General features: G+C 65.6%; 17 protein-coding genes. All 17 read left to right on the top strand.

Annotated features, from left to right (window positions below):
- Positions 1-107 precede the first annotated feature (107 nt).
- Positions 108-893, top strand: coding sequence for a peroxide stress protein YaaA (gene yaaA, locus ACUTR7_RS13670; protein WP_013800980.1), 786 nt, complete (start codon positions 108-110; stop codon positions 891-893).
- Between the two features lie 80 nt (positions 894-973).
- Positions 974-1,858: a 2OG-Fe(II) oxygenase gene (locus ACUTR7_RS13675; protein WP_012207082.1), complete on the top strand. Its 885-nt coding sequence runs from the start codon at positions 974-976 to the stop codon at positions 1,856-1,858.
- 156 nt (positions 1,859-2,014) lie between these two features.
- Complete coding sequence (gene queF / locus ACUTR7_RS13680) at positions 2,015-2,863, top strand: NADPH-dependent 7-cyano-7-deazaguanine reductase QueF (protein WP_013800978.1); 849 nt, start codon at positions 2,015-2,017, stop codon at positions 2,861-2,863.
- Between the two features lie 747 nt (positions 2,864-3,610).
- Positions 3,611-3,877, top strand: a complete 267-nt coding sequence (locus ACUTR7_RS13685) for a Flp family type IVb pilin (RefSeq protein ID WP_016447810.1) — start codon at positions 3,611-3,613, stop codon at positions 3,875-3,877.
- 12 nt (positions 3,878-3,889) lie between these two features.
- Entirely contained in the window at positions 3,890-5,368 is a 1,479-nt protein-coding gene (locus tag ACUTR7_RS13690; RefSeq protein WP_445609016.1) for a pilus assembly protein TadG-related protein, read from the top strand.
- Positions 5,365-6,177: a TadE/TadG family type IV pilus assembly protein gene (locus tag ACUTR7_RS13695; protein ID WP_445609017.1), complete on the top strand. Its 813-nt coding sequence runs from the start codon at positions 5,365-5,367 to the stop codon at positions 6,175-6,177. The genes ACUTR7_RS13690 and ACUTR7_RS13695 overlap by 4 nt, the downstream gene beginning before the upstream one ends.
- Positions 6,178-6,191: 14 nt before the next feature.
- The gene (locus ACUTR7_RS13700) at positions 6,192-6,923 is read left to right on the top strand and encodes a hypothetical protein (protein WP_445609018.1); all 732 of its coding nucleotides are present in this window, start codon (positions 6,192-6,194) and stop codon (positions 6,921-6,923) included.
- Entirely contained in the window at positions 6,920-7,099 is a 180-nt protein-coding gene (locus tag ACUTR7_RS13705) for a hypothetical protein (protein WP_197955387.1), read from the top strand. The genes ACUTR7_RS13700 and ACUTR7_RS13705 overlap by 4 nt, the downstream gene beginning before the upstream one ends.
- A gap of 73 nt (positions 7,100-7,172) precedes the next feature.
- Positions 7,173-8,126, top strand: coding sequence for a Flp pilus assembly protein CpaB (cpaB, locus tag ACUTR7_RS13710; RefSeq protein ID WP_445609019.1), 954 nt, complete (start codon positions 7,173-7,175; stop codon positions 8,124-8,126).
- Positions 8,127-8,177: 51 nt separating this feature from the next.
- The gene (locus tag ACUTR7_RS13715; protein WP_445609020.1) at positions 8,178-10,406 is read left to right on the top strand and encodes a pilus assembly protein N-terminal domain-containing protein; all 2,229 of its coding nucleotides are present in this window, start codon (positions 8,178-8,180) and stop codon (positions 10,404-10,406) included.
- Positions 10,403-12,160 (top strand): ATPase, T2SS/T4P/T4SS family, encoded by a 1,758-nt coding sequence (locus tag ACUTR7_RS13720; protein WP_445609021.1) that lies wholly within the window; start codon positions 10,403-10,405, stop codon positions 12,158-12,160. The genes ACUTR7_RS13715 and ACUTR7_RS13720 overlap by 4 nt, the downstream gene beginning before the upstream one ends.
- Positions 12,157-13,026 (top strand): type II secretion system F family protein, encoded by an 870-nt coding sequence (locus tag ACUTR7_RS13725; RefSeq protein ID WP_238002004.1) that lies wholly within the window; start codon positions 12,157-12,159, stop codon positions 13,024-13,026. Before ACUTR7_RS13720 ends, ACUTR7_RS13725 begins: the two co-directional genes overlap by 4 nt.
- A 10-nt stretch (positions 13,027-13,036) precedes the next feature.
- A complete protein-coding gene (locus ACUTR7_RS13730; RefSeq protein WP_071956650.1) occupies positions 13,037-13,969 on the top strand; it encodes a type II secretion system F family protein in 933 nt (310 codons plus the stop codon).
- A 5-nt stretch (positions 13,970-13,974) separates the two neighbouring features.
- Complete coding sequence (locus tag ACUTR7_RS13735) at positions 13,975-14,355, top strand: DUF192 domain-containing protein (protein ID WP_227469496.1); 381 nt, start codon at positions 13,975-13,977, stop codon at positions 14,353-14,355.
- A 157-nt stretch (positions 14,356-14,512) separates the two neighbouring features.
- Positions 14,513-15,676 carry a hypothetical protein gene (locus tag ACUTR7_RS13740; RefSeq protein ID WP_016451155.1) on the top strand — a complete coding sequence of 388 codons (1,164 nt, stop codon included), beginning with the start codon at positions 14,513-14,515 and terminating at the stop codon, positions 15,674-15,676.
- Between the two features lie 59 nt (positions 15,677-15,735).
- Positions 15,736-16,677 (top strand): TadE/TadG family type IV pilus assembly protein, encoded by a 942-nt coding sequence (locus ACUTR7_RS13745; protein ID WP_445609022.1) that lies wholly within the window; start codon positions 15,736-15,738, stop codon positions 16,675-16,677.
- Positions 16,677-17,099, top strand: a 423-nt coding sequence (locus ACUTR7_RS13750) for a DUF6531 domain-containing protein (RefSeq protein WP_445609023.1), incomplete at its 3' end; no start/stop codon positions are given. The genes ACUTR7_RS13745 and ACUTR7_RS13750, both read left to right, overlap by 1 nt.

Consider the following 17,099-nt stretch of genomic DNA (forward strand, 5'->3'; position numbering starts at 1 on the left):
GACAACACAGGGGCCCTCGCGGCCCCTGTTTGTTTCCGCCTCCGCCCTCACCTCATCCGTCTCCCCACGCCTTCCGTCCACCTCTTTCCAGGAGCTTCCGTCCCGCCATGCTGTTGCTGCTCTCCCCCGCCAAATCGCTGGACTACGACACCCCACTGCCCCCGAAACTGCCGCACACGCTGCCCGTCTTCTCCGAACAGCCACTGGAGCTGATCGAAGTGCTGCGCCGCCAGTCGCCCCAGCAACTGTCGGAACTGATGGGCATCAGCGACAAGCTGGCCGCGCTCAACGTGGCGCGCTACGAGGCCTTCAGCCCGCGCTTCACGGCCACCAACGCCCGGCAGGCGCTGCTGGCCTTCAACGGCGATGTCTACGAGGGCCTGCAGGCACGCAGCCTGGACGCCGAGGACCTGGACTGGGCACAGCAGCACCTGGCCATCCTCAGCGGCCTGTACGGCGTGCTGCGTCCGCTGGACCGCATGCAGCCCTACCGCCTGGAAATGGGCACCCGGCTGGAAACCGCGCATGGCAGCAATCTCTACCAGTTCTGGGGCAGCCGCATTGCCGAGCACCTGAACCAGCGCGCGGCCAAGCAGCCGGCGGGCGAGCGCGTCATCGTCAACCTGGCTTCGCAGGAATACTTCAAGTCGGTAGACTTGAAGCACCTCAAGCCCCCGGTGGTGGAATGCGCATTCGAGGATTACAAGAACGGCGCCTACAAGATCATCAGCTTCCATGCCAAACGTGCGCGCGGGCTGATGGCACGATTTGCCATACAACGACGCGCTCGCAGCGCGGCTGAACTCGAAGCCTTCGATCTGGAGGGCTACGCGCTGGCGCCAGCTTCCTCGACGCCTGCGCGCCTGGTGTTCCGTCGCAAGACCGCTGACTGAGCCTCGCCGGCCACACCGGCCGGCCCCGGCCTCGATGCCTTTGGAGTCCATTCACTGCGGCAAGGGCCGCACTGCACGCCATGAGCCTCAAATCCTCACCAGATTCCCAGACCGCCGCGCAGGACCTGCCCGTCGGTCTCACGCCTGAACTCATGCAATGGGTGCGAGACCAGCGCGCATCCGGCATAGGGCCTGCGGCCCTGCTGCGCTCCATGCGCGACGTGGGCTGGAGCGAAGAACTGGCAAGGCGGGCGCTGGACCTGCCCGAACAGGGCGAGGTGTCGCCACCGGCCGTCGTCGTCTCGGCCTCGAGCCTGCCCGAACCGGACCTTGCCCAAGACCCCAGCAGCATCGATGTCGGCGACCGCCAGGTCCAGGTGCTGGTCAGCATGCGCAACCCGCGCATCGTGGTCTTCGGCAACCTGCTCTCGCATGAGGAGTGCGACGCCATCATCGCCGCCGCGCGTCCGCGCATGGCGCGCTCGCTCACCGTGGCCACGCAAAGCGGCGGCGAAGAGATCAATGACGACCGAACCAGCAACGGCATGTTCTTCCAGCGCGGAGAAACCGGCATCGTCAGCCAGCTGGAAGAACGCATCGCCCGCCTGCTGCGCTGGCCGCTGGACCATGGCGAAGGCCTGCAGGTGCTGCACTACGGCCCGGGCGCCGAATACAAGCCCCACCACGACTACTTCGCGCCCGGCGAACCCGGCACGCCCACCATCCTCAAGCGCGGCGGCCAGCGCGTGGGCACCCTGGTCATCTACCTGAACGAGCCCGAACGGGGCGGCGCAACCATCTTCCCAGAAGTGCCGCTGCAAGTCGTGCCGCGCCGGGGCAATGCCGTCTTCTTCAGCTATGAGCGCCCCGACCCCTCCACGCGTACCCTGCACGGCGGCGCGCCCGTGCTGGCAGGCGAGAAATGGATCGCCACCAAATGGCTGCGCGAGCGCGAATTCCACTGAAGAGCCAGCGAACCCGGACGCACCCACCCTTATTGACCTTATATGGCCGCCCATGCCTGCGGGCATGGAAATTCAGTTAGCTTCAACGCCTGGGTCCACGCGCTCCGCGCGGACCGTCCAGGCCTGACCAGCGCCGGCACGGCCGGCCCTTTTTCCATGAACACTCCCGAACAATCCCAGCTGGGCAAAAGCTCCGCCTACATCGACCAGTACGCCCCCTCGCTGCTGTTCCCCCTGCCCCGCGCGCCCAAGCGCGAAGAAATCGGCATTCAGGGCAGACAGATGCCCTTCTTCGGCGCCGACCTGTGGACGGCGTTCGAGCTGTCCTGGCTCAACCTGCGCGGCAAGCCGCAGGTGGCGCTCGTGCATTTCACGATTCCCTGCGAGACCCCCAATCTCATCGAAAGCAAGTCCTTCAAGCTCTACCTCAACAGCTTCAACAACACCCGCCTGGCCGACGCTGCCGAGGTCCAGGCACGCCTGCGCACCGATCTGGCCGAAGCGCTGTGGCGCGGCAGCGAGCAAAAGGGAAGCATCGGCGTGAAGATCATCGGCCTGGACCGATTCGACCAGGAAATGGTGCAGGAGCTCGACGGCCTGCTGCTGGACCGTCTGGATGTGGAGTGCACGCAATACCAGCCCGCCCCGGAGCTGCTGCGCGCCAACCATGAAGAAGGCCCCGTCACCGAAACCCTGGTCAGCCACCTGCTCAAGAGCAACTGCCTGGTCACAGGCCAGCCCGACTGGGGCAGCGTGCAGATCCGCTACAGCGGCGCGCAGATCGACCAGGAAGGCCTGCTGCAATACCTGGTGAGCTTCCGCAACCACAACGAATTCCATGAGCAATGCGTGGAACGCATCTTCATGGACATCTGGACGCGCTGCCGCCCACTCAAGCTCTCGGTCTACGCACGCTACACGCGCCGTGGCGGCCTGGACATCAACCCATTCCGCACCAGCCATCCTGGCGCCTTGCCGGCCAACGTGCGCTCGGCGCGGCAGTAAAAGAGGCGGCCGGCCATCCTCAGGCCGGCCGTCATTTCAAGCTTTTCACCGGCATGCCGACGCCGCAGCGGCATGCCCGCACTCCCGCCCATCGAGCCCCGCGCCCAGGCTCCTGTCGGCGGCCCGCACCTGAATTCTGAAAAATAGGAATCGTCCTGCATCGATTCAGATTGATTTTTCAGATCACCCTGCTTGAGCCCATTTCGCCTCGATTTATCTGACACGGATGGATCGTCGAAAACACGGAATTCACTAAATAGCTTGCTATTGAAATGACAGCAAAAATCTCCGTCGATGCATTCAGAAACATCGTCAGGAGTTGTCTTAGAGACATGCGAGAAAAAGATTCATAGGCTTGGCGGCACAAGAAATGACTTCGGGGCGCAATGAATCGCCACCTGAAAGTCAGGCATATGCAGGCGCCTTTTCCTGCCAATGCCCCACGCAGAACTGCCCTGGCGCACAGCGCCAAAGCGGCAGTCCATCGCCAACATCGAGGGAGAGACCACCCATGCATCGCTTTCATTCAGCGCCTTGACGCAGTGCGCTGACGCCAAGGCCCTGTGCCTGGGCGCGGCTGATTCCCTGCACATGCGCAATTCGGAAAAACCGCCAGCCACCGCCCTGGTGCCCGCTTATTCCTGAATTGCGTTTTCCCTTTTTCCCGTTTCCGTGATGCACGGCTGCAGCCTTGCGTCCGCCTGCTTACGTCCCTACAGATTCTTCCACCAGCACAGGAGCTTTTGCATGACCACCTTCAATACCTCACTTCAATCTCGCAAGCAACGCGGCCAGGGCATGACCGAGTACATCATCATCGTGGCCCTGATTGGCGTGGCCGCCATTGCCGTCTACCAGTACTTTGGCGAAACCATCCGCGCCCAGACTTCCGGCATTGCCAATGAAGTGGCCGGCAAGTCAGCCAAGAAGGCCATCCAGGCGGCAGAAGCTGCCGCCGGCAAGGCTGATGGAGAGCGCAAGGAAAAGGGCCTCGACGCCTACGAGAACAAGTAAGCGGGCCTGCCCATGTCCACCATCACCACCCTGCGCGGCGGTCCAATACGGAGGCGGGACGGGCAACGCGGGCAGGCACTGATCTACGGCATCTTTGTCCTGATCGGTGCACTGGCCTCGCTGTTCTTTCTGTTCAACACCGGCCAGCTCTCCCAGGAAAAAACCAAGCTCGTCAGCACGGCCGATGCCGTGGCCTACAGCGCCGGCGTGATGCACGCGCGGGCGATGAATTTCACGGCCTACGGCAATCGCGCCCTGATCGCCAACGAGGTGCTGGTGGCGCAGATGGTGAGCCTGTCCTCGTGGGCGCAATACGCACAGACCCACGCGGAGAACCTGCCCACGCAGTTCCCCGAATGTGCTGACTACACCGGTTGGGGCGCATTGATCGGTGCTGCATTCCACTACAACGAGATGTACGCGATCATGTGCTACGCCACCGTGCAGTACGCGGGCCAGTACATCCAGCAGATGGCCAAGATGGTGCCGTCGCTGGCATTCGATACGGTCACAGCCGTGGAGGCCAACAAACAGGCAATACAGAAGGCGCACAACCTGCTGCACGCCCGCTCCTACCTGCAGGACATACGCAGCAGTGTGATGAAGGACGTGGCCCAGGCCAACTACGCAGGCGATGGCAGCGTAAAGGTGGAGCCCATAGGCCCCGGTGCCGCCGTAGCGCTGACCGACGACCTTGATGGCTTCACCCAAAGCTACAGCGGCAAGGACCGAGGCCGCATGGCCAAACTGGCTGTGTATGCGGCGCATAGCGACAGATTCACCAAGGAGCGTGTCTGGACGGCCGAGGCAGAAGTGCCTGGCCCAGACGAAATCTGCATCCTCATGTGGCGCAAAAGCGAGGTGCGCCGACGCGGCGGTACCGAACTGGTCAACTACGACGAGTGGATCGCTGAAGACACCGAGTCGTTCTGGCGCGCGCAGCGAAAGGGCGGGCTCATTCCACGCTGCCGACTCAGGGAAGAGCCCATCGCCTGGGGCGAACAGCAGGCCCATCCCGAGGATCAGGATGATTCAGGCGCATGGTTGGGAGGTGCGCGCACCAACGCAAAGGCGTCCAGCCAGGCCTCATCCAACAAGTGGCGCCAATACACCGGCCTGCCCAGCTACTACGACCTGAGCAAGCCGCAACTGACCAAGGACGACGACCCCACGCTGCGGTTCAGCGTGCGCCTGTCGCGGGCGCGCAGCGAATTGCGCACCTCCGATGGCGCCAGCGAAATAAGCGGCACGCCGGACAGCCGCATCAACGCCTATCAGAGCCAGGTCGCCAAAGGCGAAATGGTGGCCGTTGCCACGTCCGAAGTGTTCTTCGAGCGCCCTCTGGCACAGCGTCAGAACCGCTATGGCGCAAGCCAGGGTCTCCCCCTGGAGCTGCCCAGCCTGTTCAACCCGTATTGGCAGGTGCGCCTGATCCACTCCCAACCCGATGTACTTGGCCAGCAGATGCGCCAGCGAGGGCTGATCCCATGAACCTCCTGAACCGCGCCCGCTACCCAAGGCGGCAGGCAGGCCAGGCCCTGGTCGAATTCCTGGCCATGGCGGCGCCCCTGCTGGGCCTGTTCCTGCTGATGCCCATGATCGGCAAGTACCAAGACATTGCCCATGCCACCCAGATGGCCAGCCGCTATGCAGCCTTCGAGGCCACGGTACACAACGACGAGGCGGGCAGCTACAAGCCGCCTACACAACTGGCAGCCGAAGTGCGCAGGCGCTACTTCAGCCGACCCGACGCCCCCATCAAGACGGACGATACGGCAGGCGACTTCGACGCACACCGCAATCCGCTGTGGACGGATCCTGCAGGCAATCCGCTGATCCCGCGTTTTTCAAACATCTCGGTCAGCTTTGGCGAGAGCCAGTCCGCCGCGCACAGCAATGCCTTCAAGGCCAGCGAGGACGGCGTGCCATTTCGCAGAGTCCCCCTGGCCAGCCACACGCAGCTTGACCTGCGCGCCCAGGGCATATACCGCGCCAACATCTCCGTGCCCCTGGCCAACCTACCCGCAGGCATCCAAAGCTACACCCCCTTCGACCAACTGGACCTGCGCGTCACACGCCACACCAGCGTGCTCATCGAGCCTTGGGCCTCGCGCTCCGTGGAGCAGACCATGGACCGGTTCGGCCGGCTGGCGCCGCTCAACAGCCTGTTCTCCCCGGTGGAGACGCTGCTGGATGTGGCCATACCGGTCTTCGAGTTGATGGAGGTGCCGGCCCCCAAGTTCGGACACCTGGACAAGTGGCAGGACATTGTTCCGGCAGACAGGCTCAGGGCCGAATGATGACAACGGCTCGCATGCTCCGTTCCATCTGCCTGAGCCTGCTGACGCCAGGGCTCACCCATGCCTTTGCGCAGGCCAACTGGCCCGAGATCCCGCTGCCCGAACATGCCAGGAGCTACCACATCGGCCAGCAGATGGACCTGGACGGCCTGCCCATGCGGCTGACCGGCTTCGCCACCCGCAGCACACCCAGGCAGACCGGCGACTGGTTTGTGCGCACCCTGGGCCAGCCCCTGATGGACGACCAGCGCGATGGCCAGCGCATTCTGGGCCGCGCCCAGGGCGAGCACTACCTCACCATCCGACTGGAACCCGCCCCCGACGGCGGCACGCGTGGCCTTGTCGCTGTCACCCACCTGCGCGCAGCCTTGAGCGGCAAGGCCCGCAGCCAGGGGGAAAGAGCCCGATGGCGGCGCCTGCTGCCAGCGGGAACCGAGATCGCCAGCCTGCTGAACACCCAGGACGGTGGCCAGCTGTCCACCCATCTCGTTGCCACGAACAGGCACGGCGAGGCGCTCAATGCGCAGCGCCTCACGGCGGCGTTGCAGGAGCAGGGCTATGCGCTGGAACGCCGCTTCGACGCCGCAACAGACACCAAGGGACACGCGTTCGGCTCTGAGACCGGCGCCATCACGGTGCTGATGCGCGGCCCGGGCAAAGAGGCGACGGCCGTCATTTCCCGCAATGCGCTGGGCCTCACCAGCATCGTTCTCGTCACCAGCGTGGCGGTGGAGACCACGCCATGAAGCTTGCCCATCGCCTGCGCGGCCAGTCCTCGGTGGAGTACGCCGTGGTCTGCGCGGCCCTGGCCTTCGCGCTGGGCGTCGGCATGGTGGACAGCAACAGCGTGCTGCGCCAGTTGCTGCTCGCCCTGCAGGCTGCCTACCAGAAGTTCAGCTTCGCCCTCTCCCTGCCCATTTGACCCGTCAGCCATGAACTCCGCACTCGCCCGAATCACCGCCCTGCGTCCCAACAAAACCTGGATCGCCCTTGGCATGGCACTTGCGATTGGCCTGGGCGCCGCCGTGATCGCACGCGGCTACCTGAACAGCCAGATGCAAGCCATAGAAGCGCGCGGGAAAAGCAAAACCCGGCCGCTGATCGTGGCCAAACGCGATCTCAGGAAGGGCGATCCCATCTCCAAGGAGACCATTGCCGTGCGCGACGTTCCCCATGACTACGCGCACTCGCTGGCCATCGGCCCCGAGGATTTTTCCCGCATTGCAGGCCGCGCGCTGGAGCATGGCATGCAGCACGGCGACATCCTGCTGTGGAACCTGCTCGAAGGCGACAAGGTGCCGACCTTCTCGGCCCGCATCGAGGTAGGGAGGCGCGCCATCACCGTGCACGTGGACGAGATCAACTCCATCTCGGGCCTGCTGGAGCCGGGGGATGCCATCGACCTGATGCTCACCCTGGATCAGAAAGGCCGCAAGACCACCTTTCCACTGCTGCAGAACGTCCAGGTCATGGCCACCGGCCAGCGGTCCGTGGATGACCCCAGAAGCGGTGAGCGGCGCCAGTATTCCACCGTCACGCTGGACACCACCCAGGCGCAGGCCCGCAGCGTGATCATCGCGCGCGAGGCGGGAAAGATCACCGCCTTGCTGCGCAACCCCAAGGACTCGGAGGTTGTCGAAGGAGACAGCGCGGCCATGGCCGCCCTGCTGGGCCTGGCAGGCGACGTGCAGTCCCTGATTCAGACAGCGGGCGCAGCGCAATCGCCGGGCCGAACCGTTCCCGTGCTCTATGGCGGGCGCCGCATGGACTTCAAGCCCGAAGACCTGCTGCTGCGCCAGGACAAGGCCCACGATGCCGGCGAAGGCCCGCCCGAGGCAGCCGCAGCCCCCACGCCTGTGCAGCCAGCCCCGCAAGCCGCATTGCAACCAGGCCAGGCTCCCCTTTTTCCCGCGTCCTTCCCGATCCAGCCAGGCGCGTTGCCTCGCTGACGGCGCCTCACCTGCTCCTGCCTTTTTCTTAGCTCCATGCGCCTGATCCCAATGTCCATCCGTTCAGCCCCCACTGCATCCCTGTCCGCCCGCTCCAGTCCAACGCCCTTTCTGCATGCCTTGCGCTGCGGCTTCGTGCTGGCACTGGGCTGGAGCCTGGCCGGCCCGGCAACAGCCCAGATACCAGAGGATGCAACAGGCTCTGCGCAATCCCTCGGCATGCCGGGTGGATTCGCGCCCATGCTGCAGGGCGTGCCCAGCCGCGAGGCTGCGGCGGGCCAGCCGTACCGCCCCATACAGAAACCGGACGACCAGGCTCAGGTGCCGGAAATCGAGATGTTCGTGGGCGAATCGCGCGTCTTCCCCAGCCCCGGCGTGGCGCGCATTGCCGTGGGCAATGGCCGGGTGCTGACGGCCGCCGCGCTGGACGAGCGCGAGGTCATCATCTTCGCCAACGAGATCGGCACCTCCTCGCTGTTCGTGTGGAACGCCGACGGCCGATATCAGCGCGTCAAGATCCATGTGGTGCGCGGCGACACAAGCCGCCATGCGCGCGAGATCGCAGCCTTTCTCAGCACCATCCCCAACGCGCGGGCCTCCATCATCGGTGACAAGGTCGTGGTCGAAGGGGACCATCTCAGCGATGTCGATCTCAAGAAGATCGAAGACCTCAGAAAGCACTACCCGCAGATCATCAACTTCACCAACCAGATCGGCTGGGAGCAGATGGTGCTCATGGACGTGAAGGTAGTCGAATTCCCGGTCAATGAGCTGCGCGAATTCGGCTTGCGCTGGACCGCCCAGGGCGGGGCCAGCGTGGGAGGCATCTGGGCGCCGGCGCGGCGCGGCCATCAGCCCGGTCTGGTCATCGGCGTCCAGAACCCGCCAATCACCCCGGACAGCGGTGACAAAGGCCCGCTGCCCCGAGGCCTGAACGTCCTCACCGCCGTCAACATGGGCCTGGCAGCCAGGCTGGACCTGCTGGCCCGTGACGGAAAGGCCAGCATTCTTGCCCAGCCCCAGCTGTCGGCGCGCAATGGCTCCAAGGCCGAGTTCCTGGCCGGTGGCGAATATCCGTACTCCGTGGCCACGATCTACGGCCCCGTGGTCATGTTCAAGCCCTACGGCGTCAAGCTGCGCATCACGCCGCGCGTTGACCGCAACGGCGTCATCAGGGCCGAGATCGACAGCGAGGTCAGCAACATCGACCCATCGTTCTCCACGCCCTCGGGGCCCGGGTTGAGCACTCGGCGCACCTTCACCGAATTCAACGTCCAGGACGGCGAGACCATGGTGCTGGCCGGCTTGCTGTCGCGCAAGGGTGGCGACAACGTCGACAAGGTTCCCTTCCTGGGAGACCTGCCCGTGCTGGGTGCCCTGTTCCGGTCCCAGCGATTCCAGAACGAAGAGACCGAATTGGTGGTCTTCGTCACGCCCACGGTGATCAACAGCCGCTCGCCGGGCCTGCTGCAGCGCGTGGAAGACGCCGGTGCGCGCCTGGGCCAGCGCTACGGTCCCCAGCCCTACCTGACCGAACCCGGCCCTGCGCCCGAGCATCCTCCCCGGCTGGCGCCCCTGCCTGTGGCCAGCGCAAGCGCCAGCATCGCGGCGCCTGTGCAGGAACTCCCCGCGCCAGTGCGGCCCCTGCCCGCACCGGCCACCGCGACCCTGCCCGAACACTGGCCCGCCCTGCCGCACACCGGCAACCCGCTGGCCTCCGCGGCAGCAGCGGACCAGCCGCTGGTCAACCACTGGCGCGTGGTGCATGACGGGCTGGCCTTGCATGCCGAACCTAGGGCGCAAAGCGACACCCTGCTGCAACTGGGCCAAGGCAGTTTCGTGCGTGCCGCACCCGGTTCATCTGCCGCCCACAACCCGCACTCCGGCTGGCGCGCGGTGGCGGTCGCAGCCCTGACGGGCTGGGTGCGCGATGAAAGCCTGCAGCCCGTCGCGCACGTTCCGGGCATGAAGCCCGCACCCGACGGACCCCATGCGCGCCAGGCGCGGCAAGGCCGGGCTCTCACGCCCCATGAATCCGGCGCCACCACGGGCCACTCCGCACCAGGCATCTACCGCGTGGGCCTTGATGGGCTGGCCCTTCGCGTGTCCCCCGACATCAACGCCCCCGTCCTCCAGAACCTGCCCGTGGGCAGCCTTGTGCAAGTGCTGCCCCAGGCCCCGCAGGCCCAGTTCTCGGCCGTGCGCATTGATGACCGGCTGGGCTGGGCCGAGACCCAGTGGCTTTCACCCCTGACCTCCGCAACCGGCAGCCCCCAATGATCGACCTTGAAATCATCCACCCCGACGGCCGGCGCCAGCCGTTGAGCGTGCCCGATATGTGCTCCATCGGCAAAGGCTCCCAGTGCGAAGTCCGCCTGGACAACTGGCGCCTTGCCAAGGAGCATGCACGCCTTTTCACCAGCCCCTCGGGCGTGCTGATCGACGACGCAGGCAGCTTCGGGGGCGTGCTGGTCAACGGTCAGCGCATCACCGCCCAATACGGCCCGCTGCAAAACGGCGACCTCATCGGCATTGGCCCGTTCCAGTTGCGCATCCTGAACAGCGGTGAAGAGCCGCAAGCCGCGGCTTTTCCTGTACCGGCCGCAGCGCATGCCGCCACCACAGCGCCCATGCAGAGCACACAGGACAGGCCGCTGGCAGCGCCTGCCGACGCGCCCGAGCCTGCGGCAGCCGAGCCCGGGGACGCCCACTTGCAGGCGCTGCAATTCGAATGGCGCAAGCGCCTGCACACCAAGCTCATCGACACCATGGACCTGCGCCGCCATGACGTCTCCAGCATGTCCGACGAACACCTGCGCGCAGAGGCGGACCGGCTCATCGCCAGAACGCTGCAGGACATGGACGACGAGATACCGGCCCAGCTGGACCGCAACGCGCTGCGCAGGCAGGTTCTGGACGAGGCCGTGGGACTGGGGCCGCTGGAGGAATTGCTGGCCGACGAAACGGTCAGCGAAATCATGGTCAACCGCTTCGACGAAATCTATGTCGAGCGCGCGGGGCGCCTGCAAAAGCATGCCCTGAGCTTCACCAGCGATCGCGCCGTCATGGGCGTGATCGAGCGCATCGTGGCACCGCTGGGCCGGCGCATCGACGAATCCTCGCCCATGGTCGATGCACGGCTCAAGGACGGCTCGCGCGTCAACGCCATCATCGCGCCGCTGGCGCTCAAGGGCTCCACACTGACCATCCGCAAGTTCGCCAGGCGTAAGCTCAACGCCGCCGACCTTGTGCAGTTCGGCGCGCTCAGCCCGGCCATGGCCGACTTTCTGCGCATCTGCGTGGAGGCCCGCAAGAACATCATCGTCTCGGGCGGCACGGGGTCTGGCAAGACCACGCTGCTCAACATCCTGTCCAACTTCATCCCGTCCGGCGAACGCGTGATCACCGTCGAGGACGCCGCCGAACTCAAGCTGGCCCACGAGCATTTGATCAGCCTGGAGTCGCGCCCCGCGAATGTGGAAGGCAAGGGCGGCGTGCCCATCCGAGAACTGGTGCGCAACACCCTGCGCATGCGCCCGGACCGCATCGTGGTCGGCGAATGCCGCGGCGCCGAGGCGCTGGACATGCTCCAGGCCATGAACACGGGCCATGAGGGATCTCTGACCACGCTGCACGCCAACACCCCGCGCGACGGGCTCGCCCGGCTGGAGACCATGGTGCTGATGGCCGGCATGGAACTGCCCTTGGCGGCCATACGCGAGCAGATCGCCAGCGCCGTGGACATCATCGTGCAGCAGACCCGCTTTGCCTGCGGCACACGCCTGGTCACCCACATCTGCGAAGTCAGCGGCATGGAAAGCGGAAAGATCCAGCTGCAGGAGCTGTTCCGCTTTGCCAACAAAGGCTACGCCGCCCAGGCCAACGGCCTGGCCAAGGTGCAGGGCCTGTTCACCGGCTGCGACGTCGTTCCCCACTTCTACGACGAACTGCGCGCCAGCGGCCATGCGCTGGACCTGGATATCTTCCGTCCGGGCTCCGAGAGCGCGGACCTGCATGCCGGAGAGCGGCCATGAGCGGGCTCTCGCCAGACACCGTCCTGGCCCTGATCACGGCCGTGGTCGCCCTCTGCGTCGGTCTGCTGACATGGCTGGCCTTGGACCTGGGAGGCTCCACGCTCAAGCGCTACCGGGCCGGCTTCACGGAGCGCGCCGGCTTTCAGGCAGCGGAATTCTTTCTCTTCATCGACCCGCGCAAACTCTTCCTGGCCAACCTGGCAGTCATGTCGCTGGGCGGCGTCCTGGTGTGGCTGGTCAGCGGCAGCCATCTGCTGGCTGTGCCCGCCTTCTTCGCGCTGGGGCTGCTGCCCCGGCTGCTGTACCGGCACATGCGCAAGCGCCGGCTGCGCAAGTTTGAAGAGCAGTTGCCCGATGCGCTGATGATGCTCAGCGGCGGCCTGCGCGCCGGCATTGGCCTGAGCAGCGCCATCGCCCAGCTTGTAGCCGAATCCCGCCCGCCGCTGAGCCAGGAGTTCTCGCTGATGCTGCGCGAGCAGCGCCTGGGCGTATCCCTGGAACAGGCACTCAATCACCTGAGCCTGCGCGTGCCCACCCAGAGCACCGTGCTCATCACCTCGGCCATGCGCATCGCCAGCGAAACCGGAGGCGGCCTGGCCGAGACCATGGAACGCACGGCCTCCACCGTGCGCAGCCGGCTGCAAATGGAAGCCAAGATCGGCTCCCTCACCGCCCAGGGAAAACTGCAGGCCTGGGTCGTTGGCGCCCTGCCCCTCGTCCTCATGCTCATCCTCGACCGGATGGAGCCGCAAGCCATGTCCATGTTCTGGCACTCCCGCGTGGGCTGGGGGGCGCTGGCCGTGATCGCCTGCTTCGAGGCCATGGGCATCTATGTCATCCGAAAGATCGTCGCCATCGACGTCTGAAGGCCGCGCCATGGACTCCAACACCGTGATACTCGCCCTGATCGCTGTGGCAGCCGGACTCAGTGCTGCCCTGGTGGCCTGGCTCCTGGGCCACTCGATGAGCAGCGTTCCCGCCGAGGACCGCAGCTACAAGGATCCGCCGCCACTGGCCCTGCGCATGGTCTGGTGGCCCATCCAGTGGATCAGCCACCACCTGTCGCCCCGGCTCGGAACGGGCAGAACCGCGCAAGCCGTGCAACTGCGGTTGCGACAGGCGGGACTGGACTACGCGCTCAGTCCTGCACAGTTCATCGCCAGCCGCATCGTTGGCGCCGGGATGGCCGCGCTGGCGGCCTGGTGGCTGGTCTCCAGCTTCGACGGCCTGCCCCGGGGCGCCGATGGCGGCGCGCGCCACATCGCCCTGTCCATCTATCTGCAGGCCATGGCCGCAGGTGCACTGCTGGGCTGGGCCTACCCCGCCATCTGGCTCAGGGATCGCATCGCCGTGCGCCGGCGCGAACTGCTGCGCATGCTGCCCTTCTTCCTGGACATCATCACGCTGTGCGTGGAAGCCGGCCTGAACATGCAGGGCGCCATGACCCAGGCCGTGGCCAAAGGTCCCCAGGGACTGGTGCGCGACGAATTCCAGCGCGTGCTGCGCGATATACGCGCCGGCAAGGCGCGTGCCGAAGCACTGCGCGGCATGGCCGAGCGCCTGAACGAACCGAGCGTCGCCAACTTCACCTCCGCCGTGATCCAGGCAGAGAGCATGGGCATGAACCTCGGCCCCGTGCTGCGGGCACAGGCCGATCAGCGCCGCTCCGAACGCTTCATGCGCGCGGAAAAACTCGCGATGGAAGCGCCCGTGAAGATGCTGTTTCCGCTGATCGCCTTCATCTTTCCCTGCACCTTCATCGTCTTGCTGTTCCCCATAGCGATGAAGCTGCTGAACTCGGGACTGTGATGCAGATGCCGCCCTCCCCCTTCCTGGTGCGCCAGGCCTGCGGCTTCTGGCAGCGCCTTGCCGGCCTCATGGGCCAGGCCCAGCCCGCCGCCCGCTGCGCATTGCTCATCGCGCGCTGCACCAGCGTGCACACCTGCTTCATGCGGCAGGCCATCGACATCGTCTACCTCGACCGGCAGGGCCGCATCACCGGCCTGCGCCCTGGCGTTGACCCCTGGCGCTTCAGCCGGGGCGGACGCGGCAGCGCCCATGTGCTGGAGATGCGTGCAGGTGCCATCGCCTGCCAGGGCCTGGTGCCGGGCATGCAGTTGCAGCCCTGGCCCATCGAAGGTGCCGGGGCTGCGCTGAACGTCTGCGCCTTCACCCCTGACGGGTCCAACTCCTAATGCAACGCCGAGGAGGTGCCCACACAACGCATTGCCCAGAACACAACAAAGTGAATTGCCAGCCGGCCCCGCCGGCCTTCCTCCACTACGCATTGAAAAACCGACGGACATGCACCATCCATCCATCACCTCTCCCACAGACCACGGTGCCACGCACATGCGGCTGACACACCCTTCATCCTGGCTTCTGGCCTGCGCCGCTGGCCTGGCCCTGACCGCCTGCGGTGGCGGCTCCGGCAACGAAGGCGGCGCGGGAGACCCAGGCCCCGGAGGCACCGCCAGTTCCGGCGTCTTCATCGCCCCCTCAGGCCCGCTGTGCACCAAACTCAGCAGCACGGGCAACTGTCTGCAACCCACCTCATCGGCCATTGAGGAGTCTGACCTGATCAAACTCATCACCGATCCCGATGCACAAACGTCGTTGATCGATTTCAGCGGCGTGGGTGTGATCCACAACACCACACTCACCTATAGCCAGCAGCCGGGCCAGGCCATCGAAAGCAGTTTCATCTACAGCTCCTACGGCATGGCAAGGCGCGACTTCCAGGTAGGGCGCAACACCTTCATCGTGCAGGGCAGGCAGTACCCGCAGGTCACGCACTACCCGGAGGCGGGCCAGAGCCACTACAAGAACATCAGCGGCGATGCAGGCGTCATCTTCCTCGTAGGACCACCGGACCAGCACGAGGAAGGCATCTGGGGCACCACCTTCTCGGAAGGCCAGAACCTCAGCATGGTCGGCCGCATGCCCAACATGCGCAGCGAAAACACCAACTGGATTTCCGCCATCAGACTGCTCACCGACCAGAGCCAGGCGCCGAGCGAGCCGACCGTGACCTATATCGGCAGTGTCAGCACGCTGGCCGGCACGGCACAACGGCTGGACCCGTACACCACCGACATACTGGACACCGGCGTCAACTACGAGGCGGAATTCAATACGGCCACGGGCAAGCTCACTGGCGTAAAGATCGACTACACAGACCCCAAAAGCCAGAGGCGCACAGTGATGGAAGTGCCAGAGCTGACGTTTGTGAACTCGCAGTTGATCTCTGACTCGCGCAGCCAACGCATCAACGTCGTGCTGGAAGGCCCTGCGAGCGACGTCCGCGCAGATGCCCCCCGGCCCGACACACCCCTCACCCGGCAGGACTACACCCTCGATGGCCTCGAAGGCGAAATCACCGGCAAGCAGGCCGAGATCATCCACATCCTCGGCGCTGGCCCCCAGGGCACCATGCAATTGATGCTGATGCGCAAGGACAAGGCCGGACCGGACGTGCCCATCCACATCCCCCTGCCACACCCAAACAGGCCCTGAAGCATGGCCAGCGGGTGGATACAAGCCCGTCCGCTGGCCGCAAACCTGCAGGCATCCTCATGCGCCAGAGCACCTCATACCGCAGGCCGCGCCAGCGCGGCAGCGCCATGGTCGAGTTCACCGTGGTCGGCCCCATCATCACCCTGCTGGGGCTGGCCCTGCTGCAGTACGGCCTGGTTTTCTTCAACAAGAACCAGATCAATCACGCCAGCTTCATGGCCGCCCGCGCGGGCACCATGGCCCATGCGCGCATGGACGATATCCGCGAGGCCTATCTGCGCGCCATGGTTCCGCTGTATGGCGGTGGCAGCAACAGTGACGAACTGGCGGATGCCAAGACAAAGGCCAAGGCCGACCTTGAAGGCCACCTGCGCATAGACCTCATCAACCCCACGCGCGAGAGCTTCGAGGACTGGAGCGAGCCCCACCTGAAAGAGAAATATGGCGTGCCCGCCATCCCCAACGCCGGCCTGGCGCACCGAGACAAAAAAGACATTGGCAGCAAGTCAGGCCAGAGCGTGCAGGACGCCAACCTGCTCAAGATCCGCGTCACCCACGGCTACGAACTCAAGATCCCGCTGGTGCGCGGCATCTACCAGCACTACCTGCGCTGGCTGGACGACGGCAGCGACCCCTTCCACACCGAACTCATACGGCACGGTCGACTGCCCATCGTCGCGCAGGCCACCTTGCACATGCAAAGCGATGCCACGGTATCCATCCCCGACAAAGGCAACAAGGGCAATCCGCAGGACCCAGGCCAGCCCGATACATCGGAACCCGGTGAACCGCCCGATTGCGAAACCGTGGGCTGCACCACGGTCGGGCCGCCGGGGCCGGGCGATGAGGGTGAAGAAGACGGTGACGGTGACGGTGACGGTGACGGTGACGGTGGCGGTGGCGGAGATGGAGATGGAGATGGAGGCAATGAAGGCGATGGCGATGGAAACGACAAGGACTGCAAAGGGGCCGAATGCCCCAGTTGCGAGGGGAAAGCATGATGCTCACTAGGACGTACCTCATTCAGTTGCTGCACAGCGCCCTGCTGTGCCTCGCCGCACTGCTGGCCCAGGCCACGCCCACCCTGGCGACTGCCGCCCCCAACCTGGGCGGCGGCTCCAGCAAATGCGACCCCACCGTGCAAAGCTGCGCCCCCGGCGCGGGCGGCGGCATCGACCTCGGCGGTGGCGGCTCGGGCGGCGGCACCTGCACCCCCACGCCCGGCGGCAGCCCTTGCGGCGGCGCCGGCCCCGCCACCCAGGGCAACTCCAGCAGCACCAACCAGGGCGCAGGCAACCCCATCCACCTCATCAACGGCAACAAATACCAGCGCGAAGTGGACATGCCCGCCTTGCCCGGCGTGCTCGGCCTGGAAGTCGTGCGCCACTACAACAGCAGCTACAGCCGGGCCTACGTGCCCCCG

The sequence above is a fragment of the Delftia sp. NA_296.1 genome, assembly GCF_052692095.1.

Excerpts from the sequence above, each read along its gene's own strand:
- ACUTR7_RS13720 (WP_445609021.1), top strand. The coding sequence starts at position 10,403 with ATGATCGACCTTGAAATCATCCACCCCGACGGCCGGCGCCAGCCGTTG.
- ACUTR7_RS13745 (WP_445609022.1), top strand. The coding sequence starts at position 15,736 with ATGCGCCAGAGCACCTCATACCGCAGGCCGCGCCAGCGCGGCAGCGCC.
- ACUTR7_RS13715 (WP_445609020.1), top strand. The coding sequence starts at position 8,178 with ATGTCCATCCGTTCAGCCCCCACTGCATCCCTGTCCGCCCGCTCCAGT.
- ACUTR7_RS13690 (WP_445609016.1), top strand. The coding sequence starts at position 3,890 with ATGTCCACCATCACCACCCTGCGCGGCGGTCCAATACGGAGGCGGGAC.
- ACUTR7_RS13730 (WP_071956650.1), top strand. The coding sequence starts at position 13,037 with ATGGACTCCAACACCGTGATACTCGCCCTGATCGCTGTGGCAGCCGGA.
- ACUTR7_RS13675 (WP_012207082.1), top strand. The coding sequence starts at position 974 with ATGAGCCTCAAATCCTCACCAGATTCCCAGACCGCCGCGCAGGACCTG.
- ACUTR7_RS13705 (WP_197955387.1), top strand. The coding sequence starts at position 6,920 with ATGAAGCTTGCCCATCGCCTGCGCGGCCAGTCCTCGGTGGAGTACGCC.
- yaaA (WP_013800980.1), top strand. The coding sequence starts at position 108 with ATGCTGTTGCTGCTCTCCCCCGCCAAATCGCTGGACTACGACACCCCA.
- ACUTR7_RS13740 (WP_016451155.1), top strand. The coding sequence starts at position 14,513 with ATGCGGCTGACACACCCTTCATCCTGGCTTCTGGCCTGCGCCGCTGGC.
- ACUTR7_RS13700 (WP_445609018.1), top strand. The coding sequence starts at position 6,192 with ATGCTCCGTTCCATCTGCCTGAGCCTGCTGACGCCAGGGCTCACCCAT.
- ACUTR7_RS13685 (WP_016447810.1), top strand. The coding sequence starts at position 3,611 with ATGACCACCTTCAATACCTCACTTCAATCTCGCAAGCAACGCGGCCAG.
- ACUTR7_RS13725 (WP_238002004.1), top strand. The coding sequence starts at position 12,157 with ATGAGCGGGCTCTCGCCAGACACCGTCCTGGCCCTGATCACGGCCGTG.
- ACUTR7_RS13735 (WP_227469496.1), top strand. The coding sequence starts at position 13,975 with ATGCCGCCCTCCCCCTTCCTGGTGCGCCAGGCCTGCGGCTTCTGGCAG.
- ACUTR7_RS13695 (WP_445609017.1), top strand. The coding sequence starts at position 5,365 with ATGAACCTCCTGAACCGCGCCCGCTACCCAAGGCGGCAGGCAGGCCAG.
- cpaB (WP_445609019.1), top strand. The coding sequence starts at position 7,173 with ATGGCACTTGCGATTGGCCTGGGCGCCGCCGTGATCGCACGCGGCTAC.
- queF (WP_013800978.1), top strand. The coding sequence starts at position 2,015 with ATGAACACTCCCGAACAATCCCAGCTGGGCAAAAGCTCCGCCTACATC.